We start from the raw sequence: 15,511 nt of genomic DNA, 5'->3' as shown, positions 1-15,511 counted from the left end.
CTATATCCAGGCGTCATATCCCCTGCAACAACGCATCAATATCCACGCTCTGGGCCATCGCCCGGTTCCCCGCATCGTTGGGGTGCAGGTGGTCGCCGCTGTCGTAGGCCGGCAGCAGGCGCAGCGGATGGGCGGGATCGCGCAGGTGCGCATCCAGGTCCACCACAGCATCGAACTCGCCGCTCTCGCGAATCCACTGGTTCACCCGCTGGCGCAGCGCTTCCTTGTTGGCGGCGTGATAGTTCTCGATGGGCGACCCGCTGAGCGCACGCTCGAACGGCAGGAGGGTCGCGCCGATGAGGCGCACGCCACGTACATGGGCCTGGGCGATCAGCTGGCGGTAACCGGCGACCAGGTCCTCGTACTGCACCAGCGGGTTGTTCGGCGCGAAGGTACTGCCGGGCCAGGAGATGTCATTGATCCCCAGCGCCACGATGACCGCCTTCACACCCGGCTTGCCCAGCACGTCACGCTGAAAGCGCACCAGGGCGCTCTGCCCCATGCCGTCGGAGAGCAGGCGCGCTCCGGAGATGCCGGCATTGACCACACCCACGTCACGCAACGCCAGCCGCTGCGCCAGCAGGTCCGGCCAGCGCTGGTTACCGTCCAGGCTGGCGCCACGGCCATCGGTGATCGAGTCGCCGAGCACCGCCACCACCGGGCGCACTTCGGAACTCTCCACCAGCACGTCGGCAAGGAACAACCGCGCCTCCATCTTGCCGTCCGCCGGCAGGCGCGCGGCGTCGAGCTGCTCGCCCGGGCCACCGTAGACGCGCTGCTTGCCGTCCCAGTGGAAGCTTTCGATGGCGGTGGGCTGCGGCAGGTAGATCGACACGGCCAGTTCGCCCAGCGGCGGGACGGCAAGGTCCAGGGGATCGCTCAGCAGCTCGGCGCCCGGTGCGATGTACGCCGTGGGCTGACCGGCGAAGGTCAGGCGGCGGCCAGGGCCATCGAGCTGGCCGGCGGACGCGGCGAGTGCCACGGCGACACCGCCGATGGCCACCGGCTGGCCGCCATAGGCATTGGACAGCGCGACGCGCACACGCTGGCCACCCAGGCTGAGCTTCACGCTCTGCCGCAGTGTGTGGTTGCCGATCACCGACGGCACACCCAGCGGCAGCGGTACTTCCTTGCCCCAGGTGCGCTGCGGGCTGGCGCTCCAGGTCGCCTGCCAGTGTCCTTCTTCGGCCTGCGCCAGCGGCAGGGCCAGGGTGATCAGGGCGGCGAGCAGCAGTCGTTTCATGGCATTCCTCGAAATCGGTGATGGGGTGGCCATAGGCTCAGCCATTCCCAATCACGGAGGTAGACGGCATATTTGCAGACCCGTCATTCGATAAACGAATAGGACATGGATACCCTCAAGGCGTTGCACTGTTTCGTCCGCGCCGTGGAGCTGGGCAGCCTTTCCGCCGTGGCCCGCGAATCCGGCAGCAGCCAGCCGACAGTGAGCAAGACCATGGCGGCGCTGGAGCGGCAGGTCGGCGCGCAGTTGCTGATCCGCAGCACCACCCGCGTACAGCCCACCGAACAGGGCCGGCGCTTCTACGAGCATGCCCGGCAGACGCTGGAAAGCTACGCCGAGGGCGTCAGCGAGGCCCGTGGCGAGACCGAGCAGGTGCGCGGCCGCCTACGGGTCAGCGCACCGGTGAGCCTGGGCGTGCTGCGCCTGAATGCGCTGCTGCTGGAGTTCATGCAGTTGCACCCGGAGGTCGAGGTGGAATTGCTGCTCAACGACCGCTTCGTCGACCTCGCCGAAGAAGGTATCGACCTCGCCCTGCGCCTGGGCGGCGAACTGCCGGACCAACTGATCGCCCGCCCGCTGGCGCGCTCGCCGCGCTATCTGGTGGCCGCCCCGGCATGGCTTGCGCGGCAGCCCGGGCTGCACGCTCCCGAAGACCTGCCGCTGGCCGACTACCTGCGCTTCGCCTGGCTCGACGCCGGACAGCACCTGTTGCTGCGCCACGCCGACGGGCGCGAACTGAACCTCGCCACACGCAGCCGCTACACGGTGAACAGCTCCCTGGCGATCCGCGAGAGCTACTGCCTGGGCGCCGGCTTCGGCCTGACGCCGGCCTGGCTGGTGGCCGACCTGCTGGCCGACGGCAGCCTGCAACACCTCCTTCCAGAGTGGCGCGGGCCTATTCAGGAGGCCAGTCTGCTGTATCCTTCGCGGCTTTTTCTGCCGGCCCGAACCCGCGCGCTGATCGATTTCCTCATCGAGCGCCTGCCGCGCCTGCCTGGTTTCGAAGCTCTCTGACGGGCAGCGGCTATGCTTTTCGCCAATGAGCAGAACCGGCGCGCCCACCAACCGGTCGAACCCTGACATCCGCTCCCGAGGGACTTGCATGGGCAAGCAACACACACCTTACCTGCTGGCCGCCCTGGCGCTGCCGCTACTGCTGGCCGGCTGCTCGACGAACGCCAGCAATCCCTGCGACGAGCCGCTGAGCGGCGAGGCCTGCCGGCAGGAGCACCTGCTCTACCAGAACGACATGCTGCAGGCGAAGCTGCTGATCGCCAGCGGCGACCTGGCCAACTACGAGCTGGCCGAGGCGCTGCTCGCCCGCTCCATGGAAAAGGACGTGCGCGGCGAGGCGAGCTTCTACATGGCGCTGCTGAAGATCAAGGAAGGCCCGCAGGTGGACGAGGTGCTGCCGCTGCTGGAGAAGGCCGCCGACGCCGGCCAGCCCTACGCCGTGGCGCTGCTCTACAAGATGTGGTCCGAGCCCTTCCTGGTGGAGCAGGCCGACCCGGCCAAGGCCCGGCAGTATCTTGAGGACTACGGCAACCTGGACGTCGCCAAGAGCGGCTACCCGTCGTTCGAGAAGGCCACCGCACTGGTCAACTCGCTGCTCAGCGAGCCACCCGCCGTCGCCGGCCAGCCGGCCCAGCCCTAACCCTCATCGGGCGCCGGAGCGGCCCGGTCAAAGGTCTTCTCGCCCTCGTCCTTGCCGTGGGGCAGATGGTGCTCGATCACCGCGTTGAGCTCCGCGCCCAGCAGCAGCACCGCCGACGAGATGTAGAAATACAGCAACAGCACGATGATCGCCCCGACGCTGCCGTACATGGCGTTGTAGTCGGCAAAGTTCTTCACGTAATAGCCGAAGCCCAGCGATGCGGAAATCCACAGCACCACGGCGAGCACCGAGCCGGGGGTGATGAAGCGGAATCTCTGCTGCACGTTGGGCGTGACGTAGTAGATGATCGCCACCGCCATCATCATCAGCAGCACGATCACCGGCCAGCGCAGGATGCTCCAGAGGATCACCACGAAGTCCTCCAGGCCCACCTTGGCGGCGATCCAGCCCATCACCTGGGGCCCGAGGATCATCAGCGCGGCGATCAGCATCAGCATCGCCACCAGGCCGAAGGTGTAGAACAGCGACAGCGGGATGCGCTTCCACGCCGGGCGTGCTTCGCGCACATCGTAGGCGGCGTTGAGCGCGATCATCAGCGAACGCACCGCCGCCGAGGACGACCACAGCGCCACCACGATACCGATGGACAGCAGCCCGCCCTGGCGCTGCTGCAACTGGTCGATGACCGGGTTGACCTGATCCAGCGCCTGCGCCGGCAGCACGTAGTCGGCCTGCTGGCGGAGGAAGTCGAAGAATTCCGGCAGGTGCAGGAAGCCCAGCAGCGCGATGAGGAACAGCAGGAAGGGAAACAGCGAGAACAGCCCCTGGTACGCCAGCGCGGCGGCATAGGTGGGCATCTCGTCGTCGAGGAACTCCTTCACCGTCAGGCTGATCAGCTTCCAGGGCCCCAGACTGAGCCCGCGCATGTCCATGAATCGCATCCCGCACCGTCCTCCCGATGAGCGTCCCGCCCGCCGGCGGGCTGCAGGGTGGACCTGCGCAACGCCGGCAAAGTTGCAACAAAAGCGCGACGCAGAGCGCCAGCCAGCACAGACCATAGCCGCTGGCGGGGCGTGGAAGCCAGTGCGGGGGCGGTTTCAGTCGGCCAGGCGATAGACCTTGGCGAAGCGCTCGGCCTTCACCACACCGTAGTCGCCGGGGGCGTATTGCATGATCCAGTCGCCAGCGGCACCGGTGAGGCGGTCGCCACCGGCCGAGCGCAGCAGGGTGAAGGGTTCGTCCATGCGCCGGGCCAGCACCGGACTGGGGATGTTGCGGTAGGCACCCGGCTCGCCGTGGGTTAGCGCTGTGTCGACGGGCCGGTACTTCGGATCGAAGCGCTCGCGGGAGACGACCCAGCGCTCGCCGGTCGCGCCGCTGATGATCGCGTCGCCGACGGCATAACGGTTCGGGCCTTCGAGGCTCATCAATGCGCCTGCCACCGCAGCGAATTCGACGGTGACGGTTTCGTCCTTCACCACGCGCTGCGCGGCGGGATCGGTGCGGAGGTCGACCTGGGTCAGTTCGATCATGGCGGGACTGCGGACCTGCGGAAAAGGTGGGGGAAAGAACGGGGGCAAGCCTACTCGCAAAAGAATCGCCCTGCGAGAAGCCAGCCGCTGGTGGTGCTCTACACTCACTGACCATGCGTGCCGTCACGACACTCCCGGCCGAACCCAGCCCGCTTTCCGGCGGTCGCACCTACTGAGCCAACCCCATCAGCCGTACAGGAATCTCCCATGCCGTTTGCCCGTCTCGCCCTGCCCTTCCTGTTGCTCACCAGCCTTGCCGTCCACGCCGAAGACACTCCCGAAGAAGCGAAATTCCTCAAGGAATCGGCGGACTATTTCGACCAGGTGACCAAGTCCAACCTGCCACGCCAGGTAGACAAGGTGACGACCCTCAACAGCGTGCAGCTCGACCCGGCGAAGAAGATGCTGTATTACCGCTACGCCATCTCCAACCTGCGCCTGGACGCGATGGACCTGGGCGCCCGCGCCAAGTTCGAGAACGGCCTGAAGAAGCAGCTCGAAGGCACCACCTGCGAGCAGCCCGACCTGCTGCAGCGCTTCCGCGAGCACCACCTGAGCGTCACCCACGAGTACGCCGGCAGCGACGCCAAGCCGCTGGCCAGCATCACCATCGACCCGCAGACCCTGAGCTGCGCCAAGACCTGACACTGCACCGAAGAACCGCCGATGAGCCGTGCCGACTACCACCAGGAAAACGCCCAGCGCGCCGAAGCCGAAGCCCGGCGCCTGCTGGCCGAACGCGACCAGCTCGGCGCCCGCTGGCTGCCCTGGGTGGCCGGCGAGCTGTACCGGCTGAGCCCGCCGCACTACGCCAACATGGTGCGCCGCGAGCTGGAGCGCCTGACCGCCGGCTGAACAGCCGCCTTCCACGGGACTATGCTGAAGCAGTCAGCTCTCGGCCCGAGGGCGTCCCGTTGGAGGACAGGCTCGTGAAAGGTCTCGACGCGAAGAAACAGGCGAAGAAGAAGCCGCTGAAAACCGCGCACGAAAAACGCATGGCCAAGCGGCAGAAGAAAACCGGCAAGTCGCTGCTGGGTACTCCGCAGCAACCGTCCTGAGGGCGCGCCCCTCGTTCTGCGGATGGCCTCGGTGAGGCTGTCCGCTCACCTTTCTTCCCGCTCCTACAAGTGTGTTCCGGCGCACCGCCCAGGTAAGAGTGCGCGAAACCAATCCGGGTCAGATCAATCCGGCCCGCAGATTCAGCAGCATCCGCTCGCCCTGGGCGAGAATCAGCCCGCCGGCGCGATAGCCGGCGGCGCCGATGCACAGGAAGCGCTCCGCTTCACCCGGCTCCACCTGCTCCACCGCGCGGCTGCCGGGGTGCCAGATGACACTGCCGGCGCTGGTGTTCTTGTCGATGCGCAAGCGCCGCTGCCAGCCGGCATCCTCCAGCACCAGGGAACCGGTGTTGTAGAGCACCTGCTTGACCGCGCCACGGGGAGCCCAGGTGTTGGGCAGGCCGCTGGCCTTGCCGTCCAGCTCCATCCCATGGACCACCGAGCGGCGCAGCGAACCCACGCGCCAGTAGGGCTGCAGGGCGAAGCTGAAGAGGCAGTCGCTGTCATCTTCGTGGTAGCTGGAGAGTTCGATGTCCAGATCCTGGCCCAGGCGCGCTTCCAGGCGCACGTGCCAGTCCTCGATATCCAGCTGCCAGCTGACCACCACCTTGCTGTCGTCGGCCCAGGCATCGAGCATGCGCCACTCGCGCTGGCGCGCCCAGCCGTGCTGCGGCCAGTCGGCTTCCACCGGGTGGCTGCCAAACCAGGGCCAGCAGACCGGGATGCCGCCGCGGATCGGCGCCGTGCTCAGGCTCGGCCACTGGCTGGAGCACCACAGTAGCGGGCGCTCGCCGCGCGGCTGGAAGTGCAGCAGTTGCGCTCCCTGGCGGCTGAACACCGCCTGGCATTGCGGATGATCGATGAGCAGCAGGTCGCGACGCTGGAAGCGCACCCAGTCGAAGGGACGCTTGCCCCGCATGGAATGAAAAAAGCGCTGCAGCGGATGCTCGAGCATTGTCCGGATGTCCTGATCCAATCCCTGCCCGGACATTCCGGGGCGTGAAGATCTCTGTAGTTTCACTACATCTTACAGAAAAGGCGGCGATTCTAACCGCAAAGCCTAGTCACGCGCAGCGCCCGCGCCAATGAAAAAAAGGCCCGTCACAAGGACGGGCCAGGTTCACACCAGGGAGCAATCAGAAGCTGGACTGGATCTTCAGGCCGGCGACCACAGCGTTGTTGACCTCGTCAACGCCGCCCGGATGGCGGATGTACTGCAGGTTCGGCCGCACGGTGAGCCAATTGGTCACATGCACGCCGTAGTACAGCTCGGCGTTGTACTCGGTGTCCTGGATGGGCTGGTACAGCGGGTTGTCGTAGTCGTCGATGCCGTTGACCTGGTTCACCAGGCGCTGGCGATCCTGCACGTCGTCGTTGACGTGGATGCGCGCCACGCCGAAGCCGATATCGTCCTTGGGCCGCGCGTCGAACGGGCCCTTGTAGACCACGCCGAGCTGCTGGTAGTTGTCGACGGTGTTGGTGGCCTTGTCGTGGACGGTGAAGTTGGCGAACAGGCTCAGGCCGCGCGAAGTGTCGCCGTCATGGGCGGTGACCTGCTGCTGCGCCACCACCCACCAGCCGTGCTTGCCGCTGTGGGTCTTGGCCGGCTCGCCGGTGAGCGCCTGCGGGTTGCCGTTGACGTCGTCGTACACGTCGTCAGCCTCGGCAGTGCTGTAGTAGTAGCCCAGGCGGTATTCGCCGGGCAGTTGCTGGGCGCCGACCTTGGGCATCCAAACCAGCTCCACCGGCAGGATGGTGCCCTTGGTGCCGCTGCCGTTGAGCTTGAAGCCGTTACCGGTTTCCAGGTTCGACGGGTTCTGGTTGTACGCGCCGACCTGGGCGTACCACTCGTCGTTGAAGTTCCACTTCACGCGGGCCGCCCACTGGCTGACCGGCCAGTTGTACCAGATGCCGCCGACCCAGTTGCCCACCTGCGAGCCGCAGAAGGCCAGGTTCTGGAAATCGCAGGGGAAGCTGTTGAAGTCCTCGCCCTCGCCGAAGCGGCCCACCTTCACGTCCAGCGCGCCGTCGAAGTACTGCTGCTTGATCCACATCTGCGTCAGGCGCCAGGTCTGGCCACGGCCCCAGACTTCCTGCACGGAGCTGAACTGCCCGGCGCGCGGGTCGCTGATACGGTCGTTGGAGAGGTTGCGGCCGCTACGCTCGGTGACCGTCAGCTGGAACTCGGTGGCGTCCCAGCCGAGGATCTTCTGCAGGTCCAGGTGGGTGCCGAGGGCGAACTGGTCGGAGTAGCGCGCCGTGGTGTGCTGGTCGTAGCCGCCGCCCAGGTTGCTGGCGGCCTCGCCGACGTAGTCGAGCTTGAAGTCGTAGCCCTTCTCCAGCAGCTCGGTGCGCTTGCCGCCCCAGTCACCCAGGCCCCACCTGGACTCGGATGAGAAGGCATCGGCGGCATGGGCGACGTTGCCCGCGCAGCCTAGCGCGAGCAGGCAGCCCAGGGTTCTTGCTGCAGGCCGGTTGTTGTTGTTCTTGTGCATCTCCAGCGTCCTCGTTGTCTTGGTTTCTAGCGTAGTTACAGGCAGGGGTGTTTCAGGAATGCTTCTGGCGGGCCAGCGGCGTCACCTTGTTCGCGCCGTCGCCGCGCGGCTCGGCGCGCAGGCGCTCGCCGCTCTGCGCGTCGAACAGCAGCGCGCGGGAAGGATCGAAGCGCAGCTGCAGGGACGAGCCCGGCTGGGGCGCCTGGTCCGGCGCGAGGCGGCAGCAGACCTTGGCGCCATTGAGCGTGACGAAGGCCAGGGTGTCCGGGCCGGTGGGCTCGACCACCTCGACCTCGGCGCGCAGGTCGCTGGGACCGTTGGCGCCATCAGTGGCCAACTGCACCTGTTCCGGGCGCACGCCGAGGATCAGCTCGCGGCCTTCGATCAGCCCGGCCTGCAGTTGCAGCGGCAGCTCGCAGCGGTCCTGGCCGCTGTCCAGCAGGCCGACCAGCCGGCCGCCCTGCTGCTGGACCTTGAGCGGGATGAAGTTCATCGGTGGCGAACCGATGAAGCTGGCGACGAACAGGTTCGCCGGGTCGTTGTAGATCTGCTGCGGTGTGCCGAACTGCTGGACGATGCCGTCCTTCATCACCGCCACCTTGTCGCCCAGGGTCATGGCCTCGATCTGGTCATGGGTCACGTACACCGTGGTGGTCTTCAGGCGCTGGTGCATCAGCTTGATTTCGGTGCGCATCTCCACACGCAGCTTGGCGTCGAGGTTCGACAGCGGTTCGTCGAACAGGTAGATCTTCGGCCGCCGCGCCAGCGCCCGGCCCATGGCCACGCGCTGCTGCTGGCCGCCGGAAAGCTGCGAGGGCTTGCGTTCGAGCAGGTGCTCGATCTGCAAGAGCTTGGCCACGCGAGCCACCTCGGCGTCGATCTCGGTTTTCGGCAGCTTGCGGATCTTCAGGCCGAAGGCGATGTTCTCGCGCACGCTCATGGTCGGGTACAGCGCGTAGGACTGGAACACCATGGCGATGTCGCGATCCTTCGGGCTCATGCCGCTGATGTCCTGGCCATCCACCAGGATGGCGCCGCCGGTGACGTTCTCCAGCCCGGCGATGCAGTTCATCAGGGTGGATTTGCCGCAGCCCGAAGGGCCGACCAGGATCAGGAACTCGCCCGACTCGATCGCCAGGTTGATCGACTTCAGGGTGTCCGCCAGGCCTGCGCCGTAGGACTTGTGCAGGTTGTGCAGTTCAAGGGTGGACATCGGTGCTTACCTCAACCTTTGACGGCGCCGGCAGTGAGCCCGCGCACGAAGTACTTGCCGGCCAGTACGTAGACCACCAGCGTGGGCAGCGCCGCGATCATCGCGGCCGCCATGTCGACGTTGTATTCCTTCACGCCCGTGCTGATGTTCACCAGGTTGTTCAGAGCCACCGTGATCGGTTGCGCGTCGCCACTGGCGAACACCACACCGAAGAGGAAATCATTCCAGATCTGGGTGAACTGCCAGATCAGGCAAACCATCACGATGGGGGTGGACATCGGCATCAGAATGCGTAGGAAAATGGTGAAGAACCCCGCGCCGTCCAGGCGCGCGGCCTTCACCAGCGCATCCGGGATCGCCACGAAGTAGTTGCGGAAGAACAGCGTGGTGAAGGCCAGGCCGTAGATGCAGTGCACCATCACCAGGCCGGTGGTGGTGTTGGCCAGGCCGAGCTTGCCGAGGGTGAAGGACATCGGCAGGAGGATGACCTGGAACGGCAGGAAGCAGCCGAACAGCAGCGCGCCGAAGAACAGCTGCGAACCGCGGAAGCGCCACATCGACAGCACGTAGCCGTTCATGGCGCCGATGAAGGTGGAGATCAGCACGCCCGGCACGGTGATCTTCACCGAGTTCCAGAAGTAGTCGCCCACTGCGCCCCAGGCTTTCACCCAGCCAACCACGGTGAACACGTCCGGCAGCGCCAGCAGGTTGCTGCTTCTGATGTCCTCGGGCGACTTGAAGCTGGTCAACAGCATCACCAGCAGCGGGATCACGTACAGCGCCACGGCGCCCCAGAGGGTCGCGTGCACCGCCAGGCGGCTCAGGCTGAACGACGGTTTCAGGGTCGAGTCATGCATGGCGCTTGCCCCGCAGTTCGGAGTACAGGTACGGCACGACGATGGCCAGCACGGCGCCCAGCATCAGCATCGCGCTGGCCGCGCCCAGGCCCATCTGGCCACGGGTGAAGGTGTGGGCGTACATGAACATCGCCGGCAGGTCGGAGGAGTAGCCGGGGCCGCCGGCGGTCATCGCGGCGACCAGGTCGAAGCTCTTGATGGCGATGTGCGCGAGGATCATCAGTGCGCTGAAGAACACCGGGCGCAGGCTCGGCAGGACGATGCGCAGGTAGATGGTCGGCAGGCTCGCGCCGTCCACCTGGGCGGCACGCACGATGGCCGGGTCGACCCCACGCAGGCCGGCAAGGAACAGCGCCATGACGAAGCCCGAGGCCTGCCATACGGCGGCGATCACCAGGCAGTAGACGACCCGCTCCGGGTCCACCAGCCAGTCGAAGCGAAAGCCGGTCCAGCCCCAGTCGCGCAGCAGCTTGTCCAGGCCCAGGCCGGGATTGAGCAGCCACTTCCAGGCGGTGCCGGTGACGATCATGGACAGCGCCATGGGGTACAGGTACACCGTGCGGATGAAGCCTTCGCGACGGATGCGCTGGTCCAGCAGCACCGCGAGGAACACCCCGAGCACCAGGCAGACGCCGATGAACAGGCCACCGAACAGCAGCAGGTTCTTGCTCGCCACCCACCAGCGGTCGTTGTCCCACAAGCGCAGGTACTGGCTCAGCCCGGCCCAGCTGTAGGCCGGCATGAAACGTGAGTTGGTGAAGGACAGCAGCAGCGTCCAGCCGATGTAGCCGTACACGCAGACCAGCACCACGAGCATGCTCGGGGCCAGCACCAGCTTCGGCAGCCAGGCCTGCAGGCCATCGAGCAGCGAAGCGCGTGGCGCGACAGCAGGAGTGAAAGTCGGAGATCGGGTCGCCATCTGCTTTCTCGAGGATGAGTGAGCCCACCCGGGCCGCCATGGCGGCCCGGAGTCGTTCAGTTGGGAAGAGAGGCCGGCTCCGCGACGGAGCCGGCGAGCGTGTTACTGCGCGGCGGCCTGGATGGCGGCGCCCAGTTGCTGCGCGGCCTTCTGCGGGTCGGCGGCGGGGTCGTTGAAGAAGTTGGTGACCACGTCGAAGATCGCGCCCTGTACGTAGCTGGAGGCGGCCATGCTGTGGGCCATGCTTGGCACCAGGTTGCCGCTGGCGGAAGCGGCCTTGAAGTCCTTCATCGACTGCTGGGCGCAGCTGTCGAACGGCGTCATGTCGACGTCCAGGCGCACCGGGATCGAGCCCTTGTTCAGGCTGAAGTCCTTCTGGAAGGACGGGTCGAGCACCGCGCGCGCCAGGTCTTCCTGGGCCTTGCGGTTCTCCTCGTTGCTCAGCTTGAACATCACCAGGGAATCGATGTTGTAGTCGAAGGCCTTCTGCGTGCCGGGGAACGGCAGGCACTGGTAGTCCTTGCCCGCCACCTTGCCGGCGGCGGTGAACTCGCTCTTGGCCCAGTCGCCCATGATCTGCATGCCGGCCTTGCCATTGATGACCATGCCGGTGGCGACGTTCCACTCACGTCCGGCAGCGTCGGCGTCGACGTAGCCGTGCAGCTTCTTCAGCGCGGCGAAGACGTCGGCCATCTGAGCACCGGTGAGGGTTTCCTTGTCCAGTTCGACGAAGGCCTTGCGATAGCCCTCCGGGCCCATCTTGCTGAGCACCAGGTTCTCGAACAGGGTGCCGTCCTGCCAGGGCTGGCTGCCGTGGGCCAGCGGCGTGAAGCCGGCAGCCTTGAGCTTGTCGGCGGCGGCGAAGAATTCGTCGAGGGTGGTCGGCGGCGTGGCACCGGCCTTCTTGAATACTTCCGGGTTGATGTACAGCCAGTTCACCCGGTGCACGTTGACCGGCACGGCCACGTAGTCGCCCTTGTACTTCATGATCTGTGCGACCTGCGGCGGCAGCAGCTGGTCCCACTTGCCTTCGGCGGCGACGTCATTGAGGTCGGCGAGCAGCCCCAGCTCGCCCCACTCCTGGATGTCCGGCCCCTTGATCTGCGCGGCGGCCGGCGGATTGCCGGAGACGGCGCGGGTCTTCAACACGGTCATGGCCGCTTCACCACCGCCACCGGCGACGGCGAAGTCCTTCCAGGTGTGCCCCTTGGCTTCGACGAGTTTCTTCAGGGTTTCGGCAGCGCGCTTCTCACCGGGGGAAGTCCACCAGTGCAGCACTTCGACTTCACCGGCGTGGGCCAGCAGGGGGGAGAGACAGAGGGAGGAAAGACAGATGGCGGCCGACAGGCGACGGATCGCATTCATGGGGAGCACCTTGTTCTTGTTATTGGAGGCAAGTCTTTGCTTGCGATGGTCCGAGTCTATCCAAGGCATTCCGTTCTCCGGGTAACGAAGCGATCTTTGATTGTCACGAGGTGGTGACATTGGGGCTTGGGGTTGATACGAGCGTGGAGGTGGATTGGAGCGTGAAAGCGCGCTTACGGATACCCCCTGGGGGATTTCCGCTCGGCCTACCACCCTCTCCCCCGCCCTGGCTGCGCGCCCCGCTCCGAAGGGAGAGGGAGTTGTCCTCTGCCGTGCCAGGTGTGCAGTTCGCCTGATGCCATCGGAGCTTTCAAATATCAATGGAGAGGCCGGCTGAAACCGAGGTCTCGCTTCACGCCGAACGGCCCCCTCTCCCTTCAGGGAGAGGGTTGGGGAGAGGGCAAAGCGTCCGCATCGAGCGCCAGACGTATCGCCTCCAGCACCGAATCCATCTTCGACAGCACATCATGATTCCAGAAGCGCAGCACCATGAAACCCCTGGCCTTGAGCCACGCGTCGCGCTGCTGACCCTCACTGGAATCCAGATGCTGCCCACCATCCAGCTCAATGATCAACAGGCGTTCGTGACAAATGAAATCGATGATGTAGGGCCCGATGACCTTTTGCCGGCGGAACTTGAGGCCGAGGAAGCGGTGGGCGCGCAGGTGGTGCCAGAGGGCGCGTTCGGCTTCGGTCTGGTCATGGCGGAGTTGTTTCGAGAACTGGGTGAGGTGGGAGGTCATTGGGTTGGCTCCGGCGGGGCTACGCCTGGAGGCTAGTGCCTCGGCCCACCACTCTCTCCCCAGCCCTCTCCCTGAAGGGAGAGGGAGCTTTCCGAGCTGCCTGTAGGCTTCTGCGTCCACTCACACCGTGGCATCAAGCCAACTCCGTGGTTACCACTCGCGCCGATCCAGTCCCCTCTCCCTTCAGGGAGAGGGTTAGGGAGAGGGGCGCAATAACCGAGCACTCCGGAGCGACCAAGAGCAACCAACCGCCCTACTCAACCTCCAGCCGCGGCAACCTCAACGTCACTCGCAGCCCACCCTCACGGCGGTTCTGCAAGGTGACTTCGCCGCCGTGGGTATGCGCGATGTTGCGCGCGATACCGAGGCCAAGGCCGTACCCCTGGCCGCGTTCGGACAACCGGAAGCGCGGTTCGAAGACTTTCTCCAGGCGTTGTTCCGGCACGCCGGGGCCCTGGTCGTCGACGTGCAGGACCACCGCGTCGGGATCATCCTCGATGCTCAGCTGGGCGCGGCCGCCGTACTTCAGGGCGTTGTCCAGCAGGTTGCCGATACAGCGCTTGAGCGCCAGCGGCTTGCCCGGATAAGGCTCGAGCGCCGCGCCCAGCACTTCGACGCGGCCGTCGGCGATGTAGGGGCCGGCGACGTACTGCAGCAACTGGTTGAGGTCCACCGACTCGACGTTTTCGTGGATGTCGGTGTCCTTCACGCATTGCAGCGCGCCCTTCACCAGCAGTTCCAGTTCGTCGAGGTCGTGGCTGAACTTGTCCTGCGCCTGTTCATCCTCCAGCAGTTCCACGCGCAGGCGCAGGCGGGTGATCGGCGTGCGCAGGTCGTGGGAGATGCCGCTGAACAGCTGCGCGCGTTCGTTGACGTAGCGGTCGATGCGCTCGCGCATGGTGTTGAAGGCGCGGGAGACCTCCACCAGCTCGCTCGCGCCGCTCTCCTCCAGCGGCTGTTCCTCGCCGCCCAGGGCGATGTCGCGGGCGGCGCGGGCCAGGCGCTTGAGCGGGCGGCTCTGCCAGTGCACCAGCAGGCCGGTGAACAGCAGCAGCAGGAGGCTGGTGAAGACGATGGAGATGACCTGCTGCGGCGGCAGGCCTTCGGGTTCCAGGGTGACGTAGGGCGCCGGCATCAGGCTAGCGATGTACAGCCATTCGCTTTCGCCGATGCGGATCTGCGTGACCAGCACCGGTGGGTTCACCGGCTCCAGGGTCAGCGCGTAGTGCGCCCAGGAACGCGGCAGTTCCTCCAGCTTCAGCTCGCCGTTGAACAGCCGCAGGTCGTCCGGGCTGACGAACTCGACCTGCAGCTCGACGTCCTTGCCCAGCTTCTGGTGCAGCACGTCCTGCACGATGTCGATCACCGCCTGCTTGTTGGTGGTGTCCGGCAGCGCGCGCAGGTTCAGCGGGCGTTCGTTGAGCGAGACGAAGAAGCGCGTACCGCCCATGCTGCGCAGCTGGTCGAGCACCAGCGGACGGTAACCGATGGGCAGCGAGCGAAAGTAGCTGACGCTGGCGGCCATGGAATAAGCCAGGCTGCGCGAGCTGGTGAGCAGGCCGTCACGCTGGCTGGTGCGCAGGTGGGATATCCAGAACAGGCTCGACAGGCCCTGGGCGATCAGCACCGCCAGCAGGGTGAGCAGCAGCATGCGGCCGAGCAGCGAGCGCGGCACCAGGGCCCAGCGGCGGCGTTCACTCATGGCCGGCGAGGTGCGGGCGAACCTGGGCGGCCAGCAGGTAGCCGCTGCCGCGCACGGTCTGGATCAGCCGCGCCGGTTTCTCGGTGTCACGCAGGCGCTGGCGCAGGCGCGACACGGCCATGTCGACGATGCGCTCCAGCGGCATCACTTCGCGGCCACGGGTGGCGCTGGCGATGGTATCGCGGTCGAGAATCTGCCGGGGGTTGTCGAGGAACAGCTTGAGCAGGGCGAAGTCGGCGCCGCTGAGGAAGTGCTCCTCGCCGTCCTCGTGGAACAGCCGGTGGCTGATGGTATCCAGCCGCCAGTCGTCGAACGCGATGACCTCGCCGCCGCGCACCTGGGTGAACTGCGCACGGCGCAGCAGCGCCTTGATCCGCGCCAGCAGCTCGCGGGGGCTGAAGGGCTTGCCGAGGTAGTCGTCGGCGCCCAGCTCCAGACCCACCACGCGGTCGGCTTCGTCGGAACTAGCGGTGAGCATGATCACCGGCATGCAGGCGTGGCGCTGGTGTGAGCGAATCCAGCGGCACAGGCTGAAGCCGTCCTCGTCGGGAAGCATCACGTCGAGGATCGCCAGGGCGGCGTCCTCGTCGCACAGCGCGCGGCGGAAGCTCTCGCCATCGGCGACGCTGCGCACCTGGAAGCCGGCGCGGCTGAGGTAGGTTTCCAGTAGCTCGCGGATTTCCTGGTCGTCGTCCACCAGCAGGATGGATCGGGCAGGCTGGTTCACTTCGGGCGTCCTTTGTTCTTGTTGTTCTTCAGGGATGAAGCG

At 66.1% G+C, this 15,511-nt stretch carries 17 protein-coding genes; 5 read left to right on the top strand and 12 right to left on the bottom strand.

The features are described 5' to 3' along the window. Positions 1-13 precede the first annotated feature (13 nt). Entirely contained in the window at positions 14-1,243 is a 1,230-nt protein-coding gene (locus IB275_RS08905) for an SGNH/GDSL hydrolase family protein (protein WP_192289152.1), read from the bottom strand. A 105-nt stretch (positions 1,244-1,348) separates the two neighbouring features. Here IB275_RS08905 and IB275_RS08900 point away from each other — a divergent pair, with 105 nt between their 5' ends. Beyond that, on the top strand, positions 1,349-2,257 hold the full coding sequence (locus tag IB275_RS08900; protein WP_192289154.1) for a LysR family transcriptional regulator: 909 nt from the start codon (positions 1,349-1,351) through the stop codon (positions 2,255-2,257). Positions 2,258-2,345: 88 nt separating this feature from the next. Beyond that, positions 2,346-2,897, top strand: coding sequence for a hypothetical protein (locus tag IB275_RS08895; protein WP_192289156.1), 552 nt, complete (start codon positions 2,346-2,348; stop codon positions 2,895-2,897). On the opposite strand, the gene IB275_RS08890 is transcribed toward IB275_RS08895, so the two are convergent. Both IB275_RS08890 and IB275_RS08885 read right to left on the bottom strand, forming a co-directional pair. Beyond that, positions 2,894-3,799 carry a YihY/virulence factor BrkB family protein gene (locus IB275_RS08890; protein WP_081518044.1) on the bottom strand — a complete coding sequence of 302 codons (906 nt, stop codon included), beginning with the start codon at positions 3,797-3,799 and terminating at the stop codon, positions 2,894-2,896. The genes IB275_RS08895 and IB275_RS08890 overlap by 4 nt on opposite strands. Positions 3,800-3,955: 156 nt before the next feature. Next, positions 3,956-4,390 carry a PGDYG domain-containing protein gene (locus tag IB275_RS08885; protein WP_192289158.1) on the bottom strand — a complete coding sequence of 145 codons (435 nt, stop codon included), beginning with the start codon at positions 4,388-4,390 and terminating at the stop codon, positions 3,956-3,958. Positions 4,391-4,597: 207 nt separating this feature from the next. Between IB275_RS08885 and IB275_RS08880 the strand changes: the two genes are divergently transcribed. The 3 genes from IB275_RS08880 to IB275_RS08870 all read left to right on the top strand — a co-directional run bounded on the left by IB275_RS08880 (position 4,598) and on the right by IB275_RS08870 (position 5,448). Continuing rightward, positions 4,598-5,035 carry a hypothetical protein gene (locus tag IB275_RS08880; RefSeq protein ID WP_081518042.1) on the top strand — a complete coding sequence of 146 codons (438 nt, stop codon included), beginning with the start codon at positions 4,598-4,600 and terminating at the stop codon, positions 5,033-5,035. Positions 5,036-5,056: 21 nt separating this feature from the next. Beyond that, positions 5,057-5,245 (top strand): hypothetical protein, encoded by a 189-nt coding sequence (locus IB275_RS08875; protein ID WP_081518041.1) that lies wholly within the window; start codon positions 5,057-5,059, stop codon positions 5,243-5,245. A 74-nt stretch (positions 5,246-5,319) separates the two neighbouring features. Next, positions 5,320-5,448 (top strand): hypothetical protein, encoded by a 129-nt coding sequence (locus tag IB275_RS08870; protein WP_017516671.1) that lies wholly within the window; start codon positions 5,320-5,322, stop codon positions 5,446-5,448. A 118-nt stretch (positions 5,449-5,566) separates the two neighbouring features. On the opposite strand, the gene IB275_RS08865 is transcribed toward IB275_RS08870, so the two are convergent. The 9 genes from IB275_RS08865 to IB275_RS08825 all read right to left on the bottom strand — a co-directional run bounded on the left by IB275_RS08865 (position 5,567) and on the right by IB275_RS08825 (position 15,469). Continuing rightward, positions 5,567-6,403: a D-hexose-6-phosphate mutarotase gene (locus IB275_RS08865; RefSeq protein WP_192289160.1), complete on the bottom strand. Its 837-nt coding sequence runs from the start codon at positions 6,401-6,403 to the stop codon at positions 5,567-5,569. Positions 6,404-6,584: 181 nt separating this feature from the next. Beyond that, positions 6,585-7,943, bottom strand: coding sequence for a carbohydrate porin (locus IB275_RS08860; RefSeq protein ID WP_138212817.1), 1,359 nt, complete (start codon positions 7,941-7,943; stop codon positions 6,585-6,587). Positions 7,944-7,995: 52 nt separating this feature from the next. Further along, the gene (locus IB275_RS08855) at positions 7,996-9,156 is read right to left on the bottom strand and encodes an ABC transporter ATP-binding protein (protein WP_192289162.1); all 1,161 of its coding nucleotides are present in this window, start codon (positions 9,154-9,156) and stop codon (positions 7,996-7,998) included. An 11-nt stretch (positions 9,157-9,167) separates the two neighbouring features. Continuing rightward, entirely contained in the window at positions 9,168-10,013 is an 846-nt protein-coding gene (locus IB275_RS08850; protein ID WP_192289164.1) for a carbohydrate ABC transporter permease, read from the bottom strand. Next, complete coding sequence (locus IB275_RS08845) at positions 10,006-10,932, bottom strand: carbohydrate ABC transporter permease (RefSeq protein WP_192289166.1); 927 nt, start codon at positions 10,930-10,932, stop codon at positions 10,006-10,008. Before IB275_RS08845 ends, IB275_RS08850 begins: the two co-directional genes overlap by 8 nt. A 102-nt stretch (positions 10,933-11,034) precedes the next feature. Then, the gene (locus tag IB275_RS08840; protein WP_192289168.1) at positions 11,035-12,297 is read right to left on the bottom strand and encodes an ABC transporter substrate-binding protein; all 1,263 of its coding nucleotides are present in this window, start codon (positions 12,295-12,297) and stop codon (positions 11,035-11,037) included. A gap of 377 nt (positions 12,298-12,674) precedes the next feature. Then, the gene (locus tag IB275_RS08835; RefSeq protein ID WP_192289170.1) at positions 12,675-13,040 is read right to left on the bottom strand and encodes an endonuclease domain-containing protein; all 366 of its coding nucleotides are present in this window, start codon (positions 13,038-13,040) and stop codon (positions 12,675-12,677) included. A gap of 253 nt (positions 13,041-13,293) precedes the next feature. Beyond that, the gene (locus IB275_RS08830; RefSeq protein ID WP_139791564.1) at positions 13,294-14,715 is read right to left on the bottom strand and encodes an ATP-binding protein; all 1,422 of its coding nucleotides are present in this window, start codon (positions 14,713-14,715) and stop codon (positions 13,294-13,296) included. A gap of 19 nt (positions 14,716-14,734) precedes the next feature. Next, positions 14,735-15,469: a response regulator gene (locus IB275_RS08825; protein WP_081518033.1), complete on the bottom strand. Its 735-nt coding sequence runs from the start codon at positions 15,467-15,469 to the stop codon at positions 14,735-14,737. Positions 15,470-15,511 lie beyond the last annotated feature (42 nt).

This window comes from Pseudomonas sp. PDM21, assembly GCF_014852505.2.
Classification (GTDB): domain Bacteria; phylum Pseudomonadota; class Gammaproteobacteria; order Pseudomonadales; family Pseudomonadaceae; genus Pseudomonas.
Note: the sequence above shows the minus strand (reverse complement) of the source record. Positions and strands in the feature narration are given on the sequence as shown.

Coding starts and splice junctions, on each gene's coding strand:
- IB275_RS08905 (WP_192289152.1), bottom strand. CDS start 1,243: ATGAAACGACTGCTGCTCGCCGCCCTGATCACCCTGGCCCTGCCGCTG.
- IB275_RS08900 (WP_192289154.1), top strand. CDS start 1,349: ATGGATACCCTCAAGGCGTTGCACTGTTTCGTCCGCGCCGTGGAGCTG.
- IB275_RS08895 (WP_192289156.1), top strand. CDS start 2,346: ATGGGCAAGCAACACACACCTTACCTGCTGGCCGCCCTGGCGCTGCCG.
- IB275_RS08890 (WP_081518044.1), bottom strand. CDS start 3,799: ATGCGATTCATGGACATGCGCGGGCTCAGTCTGGGGCCCTGGAAGCTG.
- IB275_RS08885 (WP_192289158.1), bottom strand. CDS start 4,390: ATGATCGAACTGACCCAGGTCGACCTCCGCACCGATCCCGCCGCGCAG.
- IB275_RS08880 (WP_081518042.1), top strand. CDS start 4,598: ATGCCGTTTGCCCGTCTCGCCCTGCCCTTCCTGTTGCTCACCAGCCTT.
- IB275_RS08875 (WP_081518041.1), top strand. CDS start 5,057: ATGAGCCGTGCCGACTACCACCAGGAAAACGCCCAGCGCGCCGAAGCC.
- IB275_RS08865 (WP_192289160.1), bottom strand. CDS start 6,403: ATGCTCGAGCATCCGCTGCAGCGCTTTTTTCATTCCATGCGGGGCAAG.
- IB275_RS08860 (WP_138212817.1), bottom strand. CDS start 7,943: ATGCACAAGAACAACAACAACCGGCCTGCAGCAAGAACCCTGGGCTGC.
- IB275_RS08855 (WP_192289162.1), bottom strand. CDS start 9,156: ATGTCCACCCTTGAACTGCACAACCTGCACAAGTCCTACGGCGCAGGC.
- IB275_RS08850 (WP_192289164.1), bottom strand. CDS start 10,013: ATGCATGACTCGACCCTGAAACCGTCGTTCAGCCTGAGCCGCCTGGCG.
- IB275_RS08845 (WP_192289166.1), bottom strand. CDS start 10,932: ATGGCGACCCGATCTCCGACTTTCACTCCTGCTGTCGCGCCACGCGCT.
- IB275_RS08840 (WP_192289168.1), bottom strand. CDS start 12,297: ATGAATGCGATCCGTCGCCTGTCGGCCGCCATCTGTCTTTCCTCCCTC.
- IB275_RS08835 (WP_192289170.1), bottom strand. CDS start 13,040: ATGACCTCCCACCTCACCCAGTTCTCGAAACAACTCCGCCATGACCAG.